This window comes from Pseudoalteromonas sp. DL-6 (assembly GCF_004328665.1).
Lineage (GTDB): Bacteria > Pseudomonadota > Gammaproteobacteria > Enterobacterales > Alteromonadaceae > Pseudoalteromonas.
Genome location: NZ_CP019770.1, coordinates 952,766 through 970,896 on the forward strand (window position 1 = coordinate 952,766; position 18,131 = coordinate 970,896).

Annotated in this window: 18 protein-coding genes; 11 read left to right on the top strand and 7 right to left on the bottom strand. The window is 40.1% G+C overall.

The features are described from left to right. Positions 1–37: 37 nt before the first annotated feature. From hrpB to B1F84_RS04465, 4 genes are all read left to right on the top strand, one after another. Positions 38–2,464, top strand: coding sequence for an ATP-dependent helicase HrpB (gene hrpB / locus B1F84_RS04450; RefSeq protein WP_131690691.1), 2,427 nt, complete (start codon positions 38–40; stop codon positions 2,462–2,464). Between the two features lie 220 nt (positions 2,465–2,684). Then, positions 2,685–3,236, top strand: a complete 552-nt coding sequence (locus B1F84_RS04455; RefSeq protein WP_131690692.1) for a heme NO-binding domain-containing protein — start codon at positions 2,685–2,687, stop codon at positions 3,234–3,236. Next, entirely contained in the window at positions 3,229–4,188 is a 960-nt protein-coding gene (locus B1F84_RS04460; RefSeq protein ID WP_131690693.1) for an ATP-binding protein, read from the top strand. The genes B1F84_RS04455 and B1F84_RS04460 overlap by 8 nt, the downstream gene beginning before the upstream one ends. 48 nt (positions 4,189–4,236) lie before the next feature. Then, positions 4,237–5,802 carry a diguanylate cyclase gene (locus B1F84_RS04465; protein WP_240702012.1) on the top strand — a complete coding sequence of 522 codons (1,566 nt, stop codon included), beginning with the start codon at positions 4,237–4,239 and terminating at the stop codon, positions 5,800–5,802. Here B1F84_RS04465 and B1F84_RS04470 read toward each other — a convergent pair. Beyond that, complete coding sequence (locus B1F84_RS04470; RefSeq protein ID WP_008108632.1) at positions 5,799–6,020, bottom strand: hypothetical protein; 222 nt, start codon at positions 6,018–6,020, stop codon at positions 5,799–5,801. The genes B1F84_RS04465 and B1F84_RS04470 overlap by 4 nt on opposite strands. A gap of 192 nt (positions 6,021–6,212) precedes the next feature. Between B1F84_RS04470 and B1F84_RS04475 the strand changes: the two genes are divergently transcribed. Continuing rightward, the gene (locus B1F84_RS04475; RefSeq protein ID WP_131690694.1) at positions 6,213–6,926 is read left to right on the top strand and encodes a DUF1499 domain-containing protein; all 714 of its coding nucleotides are present in this window, start codon (positions 6,213–6,215) and stop codon (positions 6,924–6,926) included. 117 nt (positions 6,927–7,043) lie between these two features. Beyond that, entirely contained in the window at positions 7,044–8,090 is a 1,047-nt protein-coding gene (locus B1F84_RS04480; protein ID WP_131690695.1) for an NAD(P)-dependent alcohol dehydrogenase, read from the top strand. A 54-nt stretch (positions 8,091–8,144) separates the two neighbouring features. On the opposite strand, the gene B1F84_RS04485 is transcribed toward B1F84_RS04480, so the two are convergent. Continuing rightward, complete coding sequence (locus tag B1F84_RS04485; protein ID WP_131690696.1) at positions 8,145–9,353, bottom strand: MFS transporter; 1,209 nt, start codon at positions 9,351–9,353, stop codon at positions 8,145–8,147. A gap of 341 nt (positions 9,354–9,694) precedes the next feature. Here B1F84_RS04485 and B1F84_RS04490 point away from each other — a divergent pair, with 341 nt between their 5' ends. The 3 genes from B1F84_RS04490 to B1F84_RS04500 all read left to right on the top strand — a co-directional run bounded on the left by B1F84_RS04490 (position 9,695) and on the right by B1F84_RS04500 (position 12,525). Continuing rightward, complete coding sequence (locus tag B1F84_RS04490; RefSeq protein WP_131690697.1) at positions 9,695–10,117, top strand: hypothetical protein; 423 nt, start codon at positions 9,695–9,697, stop codon at positions 10,115–10,117. Further along, positions 10,114–10,311, top strand: coding sequence for a helix-turn-helix transcriptional regulator (locus tag B1F84_RS04495; protein WP_131690698.1), 198 nt, complete (start codon positions 10,114–10,116; stop codon positions 10,309–10,311). Before B1F84_RS04490 ends, B1F84_RS04495 begins: the two co-directional genes overlap by 4 nt. A gap of 87 nt (positions 10,312–10,398) precedes the next feature. Continuing rightward, positions 10,399–12,525, top strand: coding sequence for a TonB-dependent receptor (locus tag B1F84_RS04500; protein ID WP_131690699.1), 2,127 nt, complete (start codon positions 10,399–10,401; stop codon positions 12,523–12,525). A gap of 79 nt (positions 12,526–12,604) precedes the next feature. Here B1F84_RS04500 and B1F84_RS04505 read toward each other — a convergent pair whose 3' ends face one another. After that, positions 12,605–13,486 (bottom strand): LysR family transcriptional regulator, encoded by an 882-nt coding sequence (locus tag B1F84_RS04505; protein ID WP_131690700.1) that lies wholly within the window; start codon positions 13,484–13,486, stop codon positions 12,605–12,607. A 108-nt stretch (positions 13,487–13,594) separates the two neighbouring features. Between B1F84_RS04505 and B1F84_RS04510 the strand changes: the two genes are divergently transcribed. Further along, positions 13,595–14,575, top strand: a complete 981-nt coding sequence (locus B1F84_RS04510; RefSeq protein ID WP_131690701.1) for a TDT family transporter — start codon at positions 13,595–13,597, stop codon at positions 14,573–14,575. A gap of 3 nt (positions 14,576–14,578) precedes the next feature. On the opposite strand, the gene B1F84_RS04515 is transcribed toward B1F84_RS04510, so the two are convergent. Continuing rightward, complete coding sequence (locus tag B1F84_RS04515) at positions 14,579–14,761, bottom strand: DUF2986 domain-containing protein (protein WP_055011686.1); 183 nt, start codon at positions 14,759–14,761, stop codon at positions 14,579–14,581. A gap of 162 nt (positions 14,762–14,923) precedes the next feature. Between B1F84_RS04515 and B1F84_RS04520 the strand changes: the two genes are divergently transcribed. Beyond that, entirely contained in the window at positions 14,924–16,411 is a 1,488-nt protein-coding gene (locus B1F84_RS04520) for a dipeptidase (protein WP_131690702.1), read from the top strand. Between the two features lie 67 nt (positions 16,412–16,478). Here B1F84_RS04520 and B1F84_RS04525 read toward each other — a convergent pair whose 3' ends face one another. The 3 genes from B1F84_RS04525 to B1F84_RS04535 all read right to left on the bottom strand — a co-directional run bounded on the left by B1F84_RS04525 (position 16,479) and on the right by B1F84_RS04535 (position 18,130). Continuing rightward, positions 16,479–17,240: an EAL domain-containing protein gene (locus B1F84_RS04525; RefSeq protein ID WP_131690703.1), complete on the bottom strand. Its 762-nt coding sequence runs from the start codon at positions 17,238–17,240 to the stop codon at positions 16,479–16,481. A 202-nt stretch (positions 17,241–17,442) separates the two neighbouring features. Further along, positions 17,443–17,871, bottom strand: coding sequence for an OsmC family protein (locus tag B1F84_RS04530; protein ID WP_131691902.1), 429 nt, complete (start codon positions 17,869–17,871; stop codon positions 17,443–17,445). A 124-nt stretch (positions 17,872–17,995) separates the two neighbouring features. Further along, positions 17,996–18,130, bottom strand: a complete 135-nt coding sequence (locus B1F84_RS04535; protein ID WP_076921450.1) for a DUF2256 domain-containing protein — start codon at positions 18,128–18,130, stop codon at positions 17,996–17,998. Position 18,131 lies beyond the last annotated feature (1 nt).

Consider the following 18,131-nt stretch of genomic DNA (forward strand, 5'->3'; position numbering starts at 1 on the left):
TGCTACAATGGCGGCAAAGTAATTTAGGGTAAATAGCGTGCTGCCGGTTCAAGAAATATATACTTCACTCATTGATGCTTTAAAAGCCAACCCAATCACCTTACTGCAAGCGCCGCCTGGTGCTGGTAAATCAACATGGTTGCCATTACAGCTTATGCGCGATGGGCATTATAAGCACATCGTCATGTTAGAGCCGCGGCGCTTGGCTGCAAGAAATATTGCTAACTATTTAGCGCACTGCCAAAATGAAACGCTAGGGCAAAGTGTCGGTTTACGGGTGCGAGGTGAAAGTAAAGTCAGCACACAAACTCGCCTTGAAATAGTTACCGAAGGCATGCTTACGCGCATGTTACAAAATGATCCTGAGCTTAATGATGTTGATTTACTTATTTTTGATGAGTTTCATGAGCGTTCCATCGCAGCAGATACCGCACTGGCTTTTGCTTTAGAATCGCAAGCGGCACTGCGTGAAGATTTAACCATTATGTTGATGTCGGCCACCCTTGATAGCGAACGCTACACTGGGTTTTTTAATTGCCCAGTAATTCAATCAAACGGGCGAAGTTACCCCATTGACGAAATATATTGCCCAATAAAAGATGAAAGCCGCTGGCTTGATGCTATTCCACCAATAATAAAACAAGCACTCAATGAGCAAACAGGCAGTGCGCTGGTATTTTTACCCGGCCAGCGTGAAATACTGCGAGTGCAGCAAGCGCTGAGCGACTTGCCCAATGATTGTATTGTTGCCACATTATTTGGCGAACAAGATAAAGCCAATCAACAAGCAGCAATTGCACCAGCGCCTCAAGGGATGAGAAAAGTAGTATTAACGACCAATGTTGCCGAAACAAGTTTAACCATTGAAGGTATTAGAATTGTTGTTGATAGCGGCAAGCGCCGTGCAGCCAGCTTTAATTTAAAAACCGGTGTCACTGAGCTCACTACGCAAAGTATATCGCGTTCATCGGCAGTACAACGCGCAGGGCGTGCAGGACGAATAGAACCAGGGGTTGTGTATCGGTTAGGTTCCAAACAAACTTTTGAAAGACGAAACAGCCACGATAACCCTGATATTCTTACCTCAGATATTAGCCAACTGATGCTTGAGGCGAAGCAGTGGGGCGCAAGTATTAGTGAACTCACCTTACTTGACCCGCCGAGTGAGCAACAATCCAGCCAAGCTACTAATTTATTATCTATGCTTGAAGCCATAGATAGTAACGGTAAGCTCACTACGCTGGGTAGTAAAATGTTGGGCTTTGGTGCCGATATTCGCTTAGCGCATATGTTATTAAAAGCGCAAATGTTAGAACCACAGTTAAGTGGGATTTATCGCTTAGCTATTTATTTAGTGGCCTTACTAGAAAGCCGAGTTAGCACTGCCAATGAGCTCAACCTAGCACTGCATAGTCAACAGCAGCGTCCGCATCCTGTGTTTAAGCAGCAATTAAGTTATTGGTTAAAACGCTTAAAATTTATCGACAGGGGCACAGATTTAAACACTGAACATTTAAGTTTATTAGTATCGCTTGCCTACCCTGATCGCATCGCTAAAAAACGTGGCAATGGCTACTTATTAGCAAATGGCGCAGGGGCCGAGCTAAACCCTGACTACTGGCATAATGACGAATACATAGCTATTGCCAGTATGGGCGGACATAAAGGCGGACGTATTTTTGCGGCCACGGCGCTAAATCCATTAGCGCTTAAAGAGTATTTACCGCATTTATTCACTGAGTTGACCCGCTGCGAGTTTGATGAAAAAGCCGCTCGGTTTATTCATCAAGATGAAGTAAAACTTAGGGAAATTACCCTTAGTAGCCAACCAAGTAAACATAAGCTTGATAAAACAGAACGGGCCAAGGCATGGCTTAGTTTGTTTGCCAAACAGGGCTTTTCACTGTTTAACGAGCAAAAAGAAAGTGAGCAACTGCTTATTAGAATGTGCCTAGCTAGCAAATTGATGCCAGAACAGTTTCCTGTTACTAGTCAGCAGCAGCTAATTGACTCAGCAGGTGATTGGTTAGGGGTATACCTTGAAGATATTAAAACCCTTGAGCAGCTTAAAAAGTTTAATTACTTTGAGGCACTACAAAACTGCTTCAATTGGCAACAGCAAAGCGAGCTTAAATCTTTACTCCCACTGAGACTAACAGTACCAAGTGGTTCTAATATAAAGATTGAATACCAACTTGATGGCCCCGCCAAGCTTAGTGTGCGCATGCAAGAAGTATATGGTTTAACCAGTACGCCTATGTTAGCTAACGGTAAATTAGCATTGCTAATGGAGTTGTTATCGCCAGGTAAGCGTTCACTACAGTTAACTCAAGACTTAGCACATTTTTGGAATAGTAGTTACCGCGAGGTACAAAAAGAGATGAAAGGGCGCTACCCGAAGCATTTTTGGCCAGACGATCCTGCCAATAGCGTTGCCACTAATAGAGTAAAAAGCAGAATGTGATCACGCTTTCTTAACTTTACTTAATGTTAAATGTTGACCATGCAAATAACGAACTTTTTTGGGCGTTTTACAAGCGACTAAGCTACTATTACTTTAATGCTGACATTTTACAGAGTAAGACTTACTACGCTAGTGTAAATATGAGCCGTAAGGTAGCGAGCGTTTGTAACTAATTGAAGGCGCAGCTAACAATCTAAAAGTGATAATAGAGGGAACATGCATGAAAGGCGTTATCTTTAGAGGGCTTGAGGCACTGGTTATTGAAAAATGTGGCATGGCTGCATGGGACGACTTGCTTGAAAAAAATGCACCTGAAGGTCGTGTTTATATTTCTGCAGAAAGTTATCCAGATGAAGAAATAGTTGGTTTGGCACAAGATGTAGCAACTGCACTTTCTATGTCTATGCCAGAGGTATTAAAGGCCTTTGGAGAGTATTTGTTCTCTCATTTGAAGGGGCGTCATCCTAGTATTGTTGCTAACTTTAATTGTTTTGCTGATCTTATTATTGGCATTGATAAAGTAATTCATGTTGAAGTAGCTAAGCTTTATCATGAGCCAAATTTACCTGAAATTGACGCCCAAATTATTGAAGACGGGTTTATTTTAATGCGCTACAACTCTAAGCGACAGCTTTGTATGTGCGCTGAAGGGCTTATTTTTGGTGCTGCGTCTCATTATGGAGTCGATGTTAAACTTAACCATGCTCAGTGCATGCATGATGGGTTTGATTCGTGCTTAATTGAAGTAAACTATGGGACTCACCATGGCTGAAGACGACTACAATTATAAAAAAGCGTATTTGCGCGAAAAATCAGCCAGAGATCAATTAGAAACCCTACTAGAAGACAAAACACGGGCATTATTTATTGCTAATCAAGAGCTGAAAGAAAAGCTCGAAACGGTCAAAAACCAACAAATAACTTTAATGCAAAGTGAAAAAATGGCCACGCTAGGCACACTCTCTGCTGGGATGGCCCACGAAATAAATAACCCGCTTGCTTATATAACCAGTAATGTAGCAAGTATAAAATTTATAAAGCCCATGTTGGTTACGTTAATGACGGCAGCTCAACAATTTGTAGATAAATCGATTTCAGTATCGCAGTTAGAGTCTATTTTAGTTCAGCTCAATCAAGAGAACGATTTAAGCTTTATTGTGGACGATATAGATGACTTAGTTGATGATACTCAAGAGGGCTTAGAGCGTATCGCTTATATTGTTAGCAACCTTGTCGACTTTGCGAGCCTAAAAGATAACGTAACAACAATGGCAGACATTACAGAATCATTAAATGGCACGCTAAAGTTACTCGACAACCAGTTAGGAACGTGTGCTATAGAGTTACATATAGAAAAAATACCTTTAACACAGTGTAATTTATCATCGATGAAACAAGTATTTGTAAACTTATTAATTAATGCGAAACACGCCTGTGATAGCCAGTTCGATCAGCAGGGAAAAATCACCATTAAGCTGTTTGCTAATAAAAATAATATTTATATTGAGGTGGCAGATAACGGCTGTGGGATGGATGGCGACATACTTAAACAAATATTCGATCCTTTCTTTACTACTAAACCCGTAGGCCAAGGCACTGGTATGGGAATGGCTATAGTTTACAACATACTTAAAGAGCACAACGGAACTATAGAGGTTGAAAGTGAAGTTAATAAGGGGTCTTTAATACGTTGTGTAATACCTATTTCAACAAAGTGCATGTAAGCTTTAAACTTAAAGCTTACATGCAGCTGTACCTAAAATACAGAGCTTATGTCACTTAGATACTTTGTAATAACAAGCATATTAATTTTAATGACCATGGTCACTGGTTTACTAGTTGGTTATCGCTACTTTTTTAGTTTACCTAACATTGAGCAAAGTATTGAAGATTACCAAAACAGAGAGTTACTAAGCGTAAAAATTGCCTTAGACCGTGAGTTTGTATTTTTAAAAACGCTAAATTATGATTACGCTGTGTGGGACGATAGTTATGAGTTTTTACAAACGCTAGGCTCTCGTTACATTAGCTCAAACTTTGTTGATGATACCTTTAAATCGTTGAAAATTGATGGCGTATTTATTTATGATATGAACTTTAATTTGGTTTACTCTAGAACACATAATTATGTACAAGTTAATGATTTTGATGCCCCTGAATTTAACTTACAAACACACAAAAAAAATAAATCAATTTTACCTCTCAACTATATCACCCCACAAAATAACAGCTTACAACATTCTGGTTTTTTAAAAACTCAATATGGACCAGTGATGTTTGCATCTCATATGATCAGAAAAACCAATAACACGGGTGAACAAATTGGCGCTATGGTTTTTATAAGAAAAGTACGCCCATCGTTTATACAAAAAATTGCCAGTGTGTCACAGGTTGACCTTACCCACTCTATTCCAGCCGATGGACAGTTTGATACGCACCTAAAAAAATTAACGGGTAGCTTACAAGGCGGTAAAATTGCTACTCAAAGGCGAAGAGTGTTACTCGACATTAATAATGAGCCACTTATGCTGATAGATATTAAACATTATCATCAACAACTACCTACTTTATTAGACCGTGATTTGTTGTTAACACTATTAATGTTTTTGCTTATTTCGTTGCTGGGCTTATTTATTATTAATCGTTATTTTATTCGTCCTTTAATAAGCGGAGCTGAGGCATTAAATAAAATGCTACTTCGTAACACGTTAAGCCCATTAAGAATGAGTAATCAGTTTTTAGAGCTGCAAGTTCTGATTAAAGGTTTTAACGCTTTGTTTATGCAAATAAGTGAAAAAAATAAAGAGCTTGAGAGAATTAGTAAAATAGATGGGCTCACTCATTTATTTAATCGTCGTGCATTTGATGAAATATTTGATCAGCAGTGGAGCGAAGCAAAAAATGAATGTAGTACTTTAACGATATTACTGGTTGATGTGGATTTCTTTAAACAATTTAATGATGTGTATGGCCATCAAGCGGGTGATGCCGCACTGCAAAAAGTGGCTAATGTTTTAAATAAAACAGCGTTGCTTTATCAGGGGGTGGCAGCTCGTTACGGTGGCGAAGAGTTTATTCTTTTATTTAATCGACTCAGTGATGAACAAGGTGTTGAGGTATCAAACTTGTTGTTAAACGCCATTATTGATTTACATATTGATCATATTGGCTCTGATATACAAAATCAGCTAACTATTAGTATTGGCTGCGTGAGTATCAATGCAAACAGTATAATTGAGCAAAATATACAACCTAAATCGGTGATTAAAACAGCAGATGAGTTATTGTATCAAGCAAAAAAAGAGGGACGTAACCAGATTAGGTTTAAGTCGATTTAACTCGATACCTCTTGTCCGCCGTGTTGCTCAGCTAAATCATCAAGTTCGGCAACGGTATAATCAAATCCGCTTTCATCATATTCGTAGCTTACTTTAACGCTGTCGCCGCCATTGAAAAGGCGTGTTTTTACGTCATTGACTGGCCAATCTTTTAATTCATGTAAAAAGCGGTTGGCCACTTGTGATGACTCAAATCGGTAACTAATCTCTGTTTTCATAAATAATAATACCCTGATAATTTTACCCCCGTAGTTTGTTGATTTTTACCAAGGAGTCAAGTTATCTACTTTAAAAGAGCAATAAATTATGACTTTATAGATACTTATCGGTCATAGTAATCTAAATTGGAGTGTTAACAGTATAAAGCTGTTTAAAAAAACAATAACCATATAACAATAACGGAGTAGGCAATGAAACATTTAGTGACCTTAGTTGGGCTTATCGCTTTTTTAATGGTAGTACTACCGGGACCCCTTTATAAATTTAATATTGTTGAACTAGGCACTGCTTTTGCTGGTTTTAGATTAGGTGTTTATGTTGGTGGGGCAGCATTAGCCTTATTATTAGTTCAAGTGCTATTCATGCGTAAAACAGTAAGCCTAGCCAGTGTAGTGATCACGGTTATTTTTGCAGCTGTTGCTATTGCAATGCCGCTTAACATGATGAATACCGCAAAAAGTGTTCCGCCAATTCATGATATTTCTACCGATTTAATTAACCCACCTGAGTTTGTTGCGGTTGTGCCTTTGCGTGCTGATGCACCTAATCCTGTAGCATACGCGGGAGAAGAAACGGCAGCGCAACAACGAAAAGCATACCCAGAGCTAAAACCGCTCGAGTACAACCAAACGCAACTAGAGTTAGTGGCAGCCACAACAAAAGCCATGGAAAACCTTGGTTGGGAACTGGTTAATAGTGATGTTAATAATGGTATTGTTGAAGCCACAGACACCACAACCTGGTTTGGCTTTAAAGATGATGTTGTAGTGCGTATTAACGACAAAGGCAGTAAGCGTGTGGTAGACATACGCAGTAAATCTCGCATTGGTAAAAGTGATTTAGGCAAAAATGCCCAGCGTATTAGTGCTCTGATTGACGAGTTAAACGCCGTTGTGGTGCAGTAATTAATAAAAATAGCCCAGCACTATGCTGGTTTTTTTGCAGTTGCTACGTCAGTTCATGTTCAGAGCTGATAATGCATACTGTGTGAGTTATAAATTTTAATAAACTATGGAGTTATTATGAAAACAGTCGGATATGCAGCAAAAAGCCAAGGTTCTGAACTTACAGAGTTTTCTTTTGAGCGCCGCGATTTACGAAATAACGATGTAGCAATAGAGATTTTATATTGTGGTGTCTGTCATTCAGACTTACACGCAGTGCGAAACGATTGGGGTGGCAGTAAATACCCATTAGTACCAGGGCACGAAATTGTTGGTAAAGTAATTTCGGTTGGTAGCGATGTTACTAAATATCAGCAAGGCGATACCGTTGCTGTAGGCTGTATGGTTGACTCATGTCAAAGCTGCGACCAATGTCATAATCACGAAGAGCAATTTTGTCGTGAAGGCATGGTTGGCACTTACAGTGGCAAAGACAGAATAAACGGTGAAATGACTCAAGGTGGCTACTCTAAGCATGTTGTAGTTCGCGAAGAGTTTGTGCTTTCAGTACCTAAAAATTTAGAGCTATCGCGAGTGGCGCCTTTATTGTGCGCTGGCATTACTACTTACTCTCCGCTGCACAAATGGGGTGTTAAAAAAGGCAGCCGCGTTGCAGTTGTCGGCCTTGGTGGGCTTGGCCATATGGCGGTTAAAAATGCTGTGGCAATGGGTGCAACGGTTACGGTTATTGGTCGTACAGAGTCTAAAAAAGAAGATGCAATTAAGCTAGGTGCACAGCACTATTTAGTGTCGAACAACGATGATGAAATGAAAAATGCGCAATCAGCGTTTGATGTCATTATTGATACTATACCAGTAAAGCATGACCTATCACTGTATACACCGCTACTTGATATTGATGGCACGTTAGTGATTGTTGGCCAAGTAGGCCCTGTAGATGAGCTAAACACAGTGCCATTGTTAATGGGTCGTCGTCGTGTGGCAGGATCCTTGATTGGTGGTATTGCAGAAACACAGCAAATGCTCGATTTTTGTGGTGAGCACAATGTATTACCTGAGTGTGAAATGATCAATATAGATGAAATTAACACCGCCTATGAGCGCATGGAACGCTCAGATGTGCGTTACCGTTTTGTTATTGATATGGCGTCGATTGACGTGTAATTAATTAAAGTAATGAATATAACAAGAGCCGCTATACGCGGCTCTTTTTTATACTTAATACGCTGCAGCCGTTTGTTTCGCGTTATTATTGTTTATTTGTATAAAGCTTAGCCACCACATAAATAACCCGCCTAAAAATAGTGCTCCGGCAACATAGCCGGTCTGATTCGGTTGTGCACCTTGCGCAATAGCAATGCCACCCACCCAAGGGCCAATCGCGTTAGCAATGTTAAAAGCACATTGCACGAGAGCACCAATCATGGCATGGCCATTGGGCGATACATCCATTAACAGTGTTTGCACTAAAGTAGAAAGCCCTAAGCTACAACCAATAAAAAAGATCACCAGATAAAGTAAGTAAATATTATAGCTGGCACTCACATACGCAAATGCAAAAATAATAGTTGAGGCAAGGGTTAGTCCCGTGGTTTTAATTGCCGATTTATCAGCTGCTTTTCCTAGTATGTAATTACCGAGTGTGGAGCCAATACCAAACATCACCATCGCAATTGAAATAGTATAGGCGGGTGATTGGGTCACATCTAAAATAGTGTCGGCCACGTAGGTATAAATACAAAATACGCCACCAAAACCAATAATAACAATACCCAAAATAGACCAAACCAGTTTATTTTTTAATACCCCTAACTCGTTTAGTAAATTAGATTTTTGAGTATTTTTAACATTGGGTACCACATAATAAACAAAAATAAAGGCAATAAACGCCAGTACACCTGCCCCAGCTAAACAATAGCGCCAGCTCAAGTTTTGCCCAACGAGGGTTACTACGGGTACGCCTACAATGGTTGCGACCGTCAGCCCCATAAATACTTTTGACATAAAGCTAGCACGCTTTCCAACAGGCGCTATATCTGAGGCCAATAACAAGGCTGCGCCAAAATATGCGCCATGGGGTAAACCACTTAAAAACCGAAACAGCACAAGTTGCTCTAATGAGCTAGCTAAGGCGCTTAAACTATTAGCAATACACATTAAACTTAAAAATAGTAACAGCGCTTTTTGTTTACGCATGTTGGCTGTTGCCAACATTAAAATAGGCGCGCCAACAACCACTCCAATAGCATAAGCACTAATGGCATAACCACTTTGTGATGGGGTACTACCAAATGCTTCACTAATTAATGGCAACATAGGCATCATAGAAAATTCAGATAAACCCAAAATAAAAGTGCCTAGTGCAAGCACTACTAAAATAGCGGCTCTATTGGGCTGACTCGACGGCGATATAATATCAACGGCCATGTAAAATCCTTGAAGGTATTGAATAAAATTTGATAACAAATAAAACGCCTGTATGTTTAAAAAATAAAACACACTCGTTTATTTAAAATTGAATATGGGAATGAGGAATAAAGAGGCAGGCATTTTAAATTAAAAGCCTTCCCCAGTCATGGCCTAAACCATAATTAAAGATGAATAAAATTTAACTTGAGCAAACGAAAGGCTGGTTTATATAGCTTTGCAAGCCACTCGCTCATTAAAAACAAGATATATTAGATTTAAATGTAATGCTAACTTGACTTTTTGTATGGTATGAATGACATTTGTAAAGTAAACATTACTTTTGAAACAGGATTAAAGCAATGAAAGCAGAATTAAATTTAAAACAACGCCAAATTAAAAATACTAGCTACTTAGCTAAATGTACCTTGATTTGGTTACTCACCTTAGCGTTATGTAGCTTTGGCCCGACATTAATTTGGGATCGCGCAGAGATAATTAGCGGCTTTTTTATAGTTGTAAATGTGGTAGCCGGTATTGTAATGATTTTGGCTAATAAGCGTTATTTACAAGGTATGGACGAGCTGATGCAAAAAATACATCTCAGTGCTATGGGGTTTACTCTAGGTGCAATATTGGTCGGTGGGCTTGCGTACACTAATTTGCAATTGAGTGGCTTAATTGATTTTAAAGCACAAATACCCGATTTAATGTTTTTAATGGGAGCAGTATACTTAATTAGCGTGTATGTGCTTAATAAACACTATTGCGCAGGTGATGAATGAAAAATCGGCTAAAGGTATTAAGAGCAGAGCATAACTACACCCAAGCAAGGTTGGCCGAGCTGCTTGATGTTTCTCGCCAAACCATTAATGCCATTGAAAAAGGTAAGTTTGACCCCAGCTTGCCACTGGCCTTTAAAGCTGCGAGGTTGTTTGAGTTAAAAATAGAAGATATTTTTGACGACGAACAGGATTAAAATTAACAAAGTGCGACAATATGTCGCGCTTTTTAGATTGCTACAGCACGTATAATTTACCCACAAAAATTTTGTGGTAAATCAATAATGACTGATAAAAAAAATTCTTTAACCTCTTATTTATTATCCCCTTTAGCGCTTGTTATAAGTAGCGTATTATCGCCAGTTGCTTTTGCAGATGACACCTCAATTGAAGTGATTGAAGTGCACGGCCAAGCACAAAATAAACACCTATCATTAGGCTCATCTGAATCGTTATTAACCGATTTAGGAGTGGACTTTTCTGCCGCTGGTGGCATGGCCAATTTACCTGTTTTAAATGGTTTAATGGGCGATAGAGTGGCGGTACTGGTTGATGGGGCGCAAATCACCGCCGCCTGTGCTAACCAAATGAACCCGCCACTGTCTTATATTTCAGCTAATCAAATTAGTAGCTACAAAGTGGTTGCAGGTGTTTCTCCAGTAAGCGCGGGAGGCGATAATATTGCAGGTGTGATTGCTGTTAATTCTATTTCACCTCAGTACAGCGAAAACAGCGAACTTGCATGGCATTCAGGTTATATGTCAGCCCAGTACAACACCCTTGATAACGCCAAAAAGGTCGGCGCAGGTATGCGCATTGCCAGCGATGTACTTAGTTTTAATTATCAAGGTGCTTTTAGCGATGCCAACAGTTATGAAGATGGTAACGGCGATTTAGTGCTCGATACCCTATACCGCGCTCAAAACCATAGTTTAAGTGCTGCCATGCGCGATGATAAGCAACAATTAGTGGTTAAGCTAAGCCATCAAAAAATACCCTATCAAGGCTTTGCTAATCAATATATGGATATGACAGATAACACCAGCTATGGCGCTGTTGCTCAGTATCAACGTGCTTTTACAAGCAGTGAGCTTGAAGCGCAGTTAAATTGGCATAACGTAAAGCATGAAATGGGGTTTTTTAGCGCAGAAAAAGCCGGAAAAATGCCCATGAAAACCGACGCCGAAGATATAAGCACCCAGTTAAAATGGCGACTAGCGCTTGATAACAACAGCCAGTTACTACTCGCACAAGAGTATCACCACATGAAATTAGATGACTGGTGGCCTGCAGTTGAGGGCTCAATGATGATGGGACCAAATGACTATAAAAATATTAATAATGGCCGACGTCAGCGTATTGCAGTGCTTGGAGAATATGAAAGCCAACTAAGTACTCGCTGGTGGGTAAATGCAGGCATTCGATTTGAAAATGTAATGACCAACACTGATGATGTACAAGCATATAATGCAGGCATGGCTGCAATGAATGCGATGGCCATGGCGATGCCAAGTGATGCAATGGCGGCTAAAAAGTTTAATAACCAAAACAAAAAACAAACAGATAATTTAGTTGATGCAAACGTGCTGATTAATTATCAACTAAGCAATAACGACGAACTACAAATTGGCTTAGCCCGTAAAAATCGTGCGCCTAATTTATACGAACGCTACAGCTGGGGCGTAGGTAATATGGCCACCACTATGATTGGATGGTACGGCGATGGCAACGGCTATATTGGTAATATAAGCCTTAAACCAGAAACTGCGCACACGCTTAGCAGCACGTACACCCGTATGGCAAAAGATGACAGCTGGCGTATAAGTGCTAATGCGTGGGTGAGCGACGTGAATGACTATATTGATGCCAACATAGTAAGAAGCTTTAACCGCACAGCGCTTGCTGCCAATACCCGTAATGTACTTATGTTTAATAACGTAGATGCCAGGCTTTATGGTGTAAAGCTAGATGCGGTTTTAGCACTGCACGAGTCTAAGCAGTATGGTAACTGGTCATTAAAAGCGAATATTAGCAACACCCGTGGTAAGCGCGATGATACTAATCAGCCGCTTTATCAAATTAAGCCGCTGCAAACCCAATTTGCCATTAACCAGCAAGTTGGCCGCTTTGAAAACGCACTCACGTGGCAGTGGGTCGATAGTAAAACTCGCGTAGATAGCAACCGCCTAGAAAACCAAACTGAGCAGTATCATTTACTTAATTTAAGCTCAAAAGCCAGTTGGGATGCACTTACGGTGAGTGTTGATATTATCAATCTGCTTGATGAGTATTATGAATTACCATTAGGTGGCGTAAGTATTGCTGAGTTTAAACAAGATATGTCGCAGGGCTTTAATCAATTAGCAGGGCAGGGGCGCTCTATAAATTTAGCCATGAGTTACGCGTTTTAAAGTGAGAGAGTAAGTGAGTACCAGCCGTTAGATTCGATTTTAGCTTAAACCGGATCTGACGGTTTATTGCCATTAATTTTTAAGTCTGCTTGTGACAAAAATCAATAAACTGCGTTAATAGCGGGTTTTTGTATTTGTCTTTATGCATTACTAACCAGAACTGCCTTTGCATGGGGTGGTTTAAATTAAGATGTGTAACGCGTCCATCTTTTAGGGCATATTGTGCGGCGAGTGATGATAAGCATCCTAAACCCAAGCCATTCGCTACACAGTTTATAAGCGCTTCAGTGGTGTTGAGCTCCACGCTTTGTGCCCAATTTTTTATATGTGGTGCAAGGCTATGTAAAAAGAAGGAACGCGAGCCAGAGCCCGTCTCTCTTAATACCCATTGGCTACTATTTAAGTCGTTAAAGCTAAGTTGCTTTTTTGCAGCCAGTGGGTGGTTTATTGGCGCAATAATACACATAGCGTCATGGCTAAACACATTAGAGACTAAATCGCCTTGATGGGCTTGGCCTTCAATAAGTGCTATATCGAGCTCGTAATCTATAAGCTTTTGACAAATAAGCGCCGAATTAGAAATCAGTATTTGTTGCGAGTAATGCTGTTGCTGCGCTCTGAATTTGCTTAGTAAAGCAGGCAATAGATGATTACCTATAGTATCGCTGGCACCAATTTTTAAGGTTCCGCTGGCAGGGGCGTTGTCTAAAAACAAGGTGTCGATAGTGTTTGCCCGATTTAATAGCTCATCAGCGAGGGGCAGTAGCTTTTGCCCTTCTTGATTTAATAGTAATCGGTTATTTACACGATCAAATAACGGATGGCCTAACTGCTTTTCAAGTTCGCTAAGCGCCATACTCACCGCCGCTTTAGATAAAAACAGTGACTCAGACGCCGCTGTAAGTGTGTTGTGCTGGGTTATGCCTACAAACACCTTGAGCTGTTTAAGGGAAATATTCATGATTTTATGTTTGGTTTATATGAACGAGTGTTCTATATAATTAGATTTAACTAAACGAAATGCAAGCGTAAACTTCTCTGTAAGTTACAACCACAGGGTGGAATAGAGATGTTTAAACATATAAAAACAAAAGTATCAGGCGCACCAACACCAATGGGCGGCTTGGCATTAGGTATTGCCAGCCTAGGTTGGGCTTGGGAGAGTATGTTTAGCCTAAATGGCGTAGCACAATATACAGGCGCCGCTATTGCGAGCGTATTATTGCTATTGTTAACACTTAAGTTTTTATTGCATCCTCAGCTGCTTAAAGCCGATTTAGCCCACCCAGTTGTAGGCAGTGTGGTGCCTACTTTTGCTATGGCTACTTTAGTGGTGTCTAATTCTTTAGGGCAGTTTTACTCCCTTGCGGGAGATATGCTTTGGGTTGGTGCATTTTTATTGCATGTGGTGTTTTTAATCAGCTTTATTGCTCATCGCGTGATTGAATTTAAAATTGAGCATATGGTGCCAAGCTGGTTTGTACCGCCGGTTGGGATCATTGTTGCCGATGTCGCGTTTTCAGGGAATCCGGCTCTGCTATTTTTAGCACAAGGGGCGCTTTATTTTGGTATGCTGATGTATGCAGTTATGTTGCCTATGATGATTTATCGAATCATTTTTGCTGCGCACATTCCTGATGCTGCACAACCTACACTGGCTATTTTAGCGGCGCCAGCAAGTTTATCGTTAGCTGGTTACTTTACAGTTATCAGCGAGCCGTCACCGGTTATTATTGGCTTGTTATTTGGAATTGCGGTACTGATGACCTTTATAATTTACGTCGCATTTTTTAAATTACTGCGCCGTCCATTTTGCCCAGGTTACGCTGCGTTTACTTTTCCTATGGTCATTGGTGCTACCGCGTTATTTAAACTTGCCGCATGGATGCATGCAGAGGGTATTGATTTGCAGTTTGTTAAACAAATACAGTATTTAGCAACGTTTGAACTGATTGTGGCAAGTGGGGTAGTTTGCTATGTGGCGGTTCGTTATTTGGCTCACTTTAAGCTTTTTAACACTCAATTTAAGCCTCTCACCCTATCACAATAACGATTAAACGCTTGTTTGCACTACCTCGTTAGCCTCGTGCTCAATTGCTTGTTCGGCATCTTGCTCAGCAAGCTTTGCGCGCTCTGCTTTTGAAACATAAGCCGGTTTGTTGCTTTTATGTAGCTTGGCATTAGCACGCTTATCTTTGTTATTAAATTTTGTAATGATCTTTTTTCTGCGATTCATGATTCACCTCGTAATTTTGAGCTGCGCATTATACAGGCATCTTGTTCAAAGCTGTTAGACAAATTATAAGCTTTGCTTGTAGGTCTGCCGCAAAGCGCTGTTTGTCACTTTGCAAGGAGGTTATAATTAGAGCTCTTTATTGTTAATTAAATGGAATCTGTTTTGAACAAGCTCGCTTTAGCAAGTATTGCCTTATGTGCATTTAGCGCTCATGCACAATTAAATAAACACAGTGAAAGCGTGGCCGATTACGCAGTTAATAGCTACCAAAATGCACAGGTGCATACGCTTACTAATTTAGTATCGTTTCCTACGGTGAATAAAAGTGAGATCAGTGCGCCACAAAATCCTGATTTTATTGGCTTTAAAGCGTTATTAAAAATGAAAGCCGCTGAACTTGGCTTTGACTACCAAGATTTAGGTTATACGGTACTCATAGGTATGGGTGAGCAAAAAGAAAAAGTAACCATAGTGACTCACGGCGATGTACAACCCGCAAACGCCAGTAAATGGAAGCAAAGCCCATTTATTATTGATACCTCAGAGCCGGGTAAATTAATTGGCCGAGGTACCGAAGACGATAAAGGCGCTATTGCCACTGCTTTATATGCGATGAAAGCCATAAAAGATAAAGGTATAACCCTTGATAACCGCATTGAGCTGATGGTTTATTTAGCCGAGGAATCTGATTGGGGGCCTTTAACCGAGTTTATGAAAACTTATGAGCAGCCAAAGTATGCGGTCACCATTGATGCCTCATATCCCGTGGTGGTTGCTGAAAAAGGCTGGAGCTTAATTTCGCCTACGTTTGCAGCTACATCAGCGCAAACCGGTGTGTATGTAAGTAATGTAACGGGTGGTGCCTTTGCGAGCCAAATTCCTGAAGATGCCAGCTTAACCTTGCATAACGCCAGTGCTGAATTAGTGACTCAATTAAAACAAACCGCCACGGCTCTTAAGCAAGTAGAATTTACCTTTGACGAACAAATAAATGGAACTTTAATTAGTGTAAAAGGGGTATCGGCACATTCATCTGAACCAGAATCAGGCGTTAATGCCATTGCTTATTTGGCTGAACTATTTAAAGCCGTCGAGCTTGAAAACAACAGCGATGGGCAGCTCATTAAGTTTGTAAATCAGCTAATAGGCCTAGATATATACGGTAAACAATTTGGTGATATTGCGTATAAACATGACTTTATGGGGCCAATGACAGTAGCGCCCACGGTTATTGAACGAGACGGTAATAACCTAACGTTAGCGGTTAATGCTCGTCGCCCTATGGGTAAAGAGGCTGACTTACTTGAGCTGCAAATTAATAGTGCGCTTACCCAATGGCAAGCTGATAATAAAGTAACATTGGCAAATGTTAAAACTACCATTGGCACACCCATGCTGCTTGATGGAGCGCCTCATGCGCAGAAGTTACTTGATATTTTTAAACATTTTACTGGCGATCAAGACGCAGGTTTTGTGTCGATTGGTGGTGGTACCAACGCTAAATTATTTGATAATGCCGTATCGTTTGGCCCATCAATGCCGGGTAAACGCTACACAGGTCACTCAGAGCATGAATTTATTACTCTTGAGCAACTAGCACTTAATTTACGTATGTACACCGCAATGATGATAGAGCTGGGTAATATGTAATTTGGGTTATTGCATAGCAAATACGAAAAAACCGCCTTTGTGGCGGTTTTTTTATAACAACTAAATGTTATTGAAAATTAACGTCTGGTAAGCACTCAAAGCCCGGTTTGGCAAACAAGTAGCCTTGCATTAAATCAATACCGGCATTTTTTAACCAGTGATATTCTTCAACTGTTTCAATGCCCTCAGCCAGTGCCATTACGTTTAGCTCTTTAAACATATTTAAGCAGTTACGCACAATAGTTTGGCGTTTTGTATCTTTGTCGATATTGCGTATAAGTGCCATATCGAGTTTAATAATATCTGTTTGAAAATCAGCTAGTAAGTTTAATCCAGAGTAGCCTGAGCCAAAGTCATCGGTGGCTGTTTTAAAGCCCAGCTCTTGGTAGTAGCTTACAACCCGTTCAACGTGGCTGCTATCCTCTATTTTTTCAACTTCAGTAAATTCAAACATAATATTAGTTGTAGGGAAGTTGTACTTTTTAGCCGCTTCTAGGGTGGTACGAATACAGCGCTCAGGCTTATAAATAGCGTTGGGTAAAAAGTTAATGCTTAGCATGGTGTTTATGCCTAGCTTAGAGGCAAGCGCAATGGCTTTTATTCTACACAGTTGATCAAAGGTATAGCGATTGTCGTCGTTTACTTGGGAAATAATAGAGAAAGCCGACTCGTTGTTTAAACCACGAACTAAAGCCTCATACCCATAAATAGTGTTACTTTTACAACTTATAATAGGCTGAAATGCCATGGTAAAGTCAAAGTCTAGCTCGCTAGAATCAGCGCAGTTGCTACAAGATACTTTTTCGCAACTTTGTGATTTCTCGTTCATTCATCCACCTTTTTTATTAACCCACACTAAAAGGTGGTTAAGTTTTGGTAATCCTAACAAAGTATTGAGATTTTACATAATTATATTAGCTAACATTAATGTAACTCATAATTAAGTTTTTATTCAACTCATGAAAAATCAGCAATAAGGTTATGCTTATATAACCTTATTGCTACGCTAAAAGTATAGTAGGTTTGCAAAATTAGTTAAGTGTTGCGGTTAGTTTTATGCTGGTATTGAGTAATTTAGAGATAGGGCAGCCTTTTTTAGTGTCTTCACACAGGGTTTGAAATTGCTCATTTGAAATATCAGTAATTTTTGCATTAACTACCAATTCAATTTCACTCACCGCAAAGCCATCGTCTACTTCATCTAAGCTTACTGTTGCTTTGGTGCTTATATCGTCAGCAGTATAACCCGCATCTCCTAACGCCAGCGATAACGCCATGCTAAAGCAAGCACTGTGGGCTGCACCAACTAGCTCCTCTGGGTTAGAGCCGGGCTTATCTTCAAAGCGAGTATTAAACCCATACGGCTGGTTATCGAGAGCACCACTTTGAGTTGATATAGTGCCTTTACCACTTTTAATATCGCCAGACCAATTTGAGCTTGCCGTTTTTTTGATTGTCATCATGTTCTCCTTGTTGCGATTAATGTAAATTTTTCAGCATTGATATCGGTTGTATGTAAATTAATCCGATAATTGCTTAAAAATGTACGTAGTAACATAGAGGCTGCAAGATAAACGCCAATCTCTATTTGCTACGTTTACATCGCTCAGAACAATAAATAACGTTATCCCAGTCTCGTTGCCATTTTTTACGCCACGCAAACGGTTTATTACACACAGGGCATATTTTTTCAGGTAGAGTTAGTTTTTTATGTGCCATA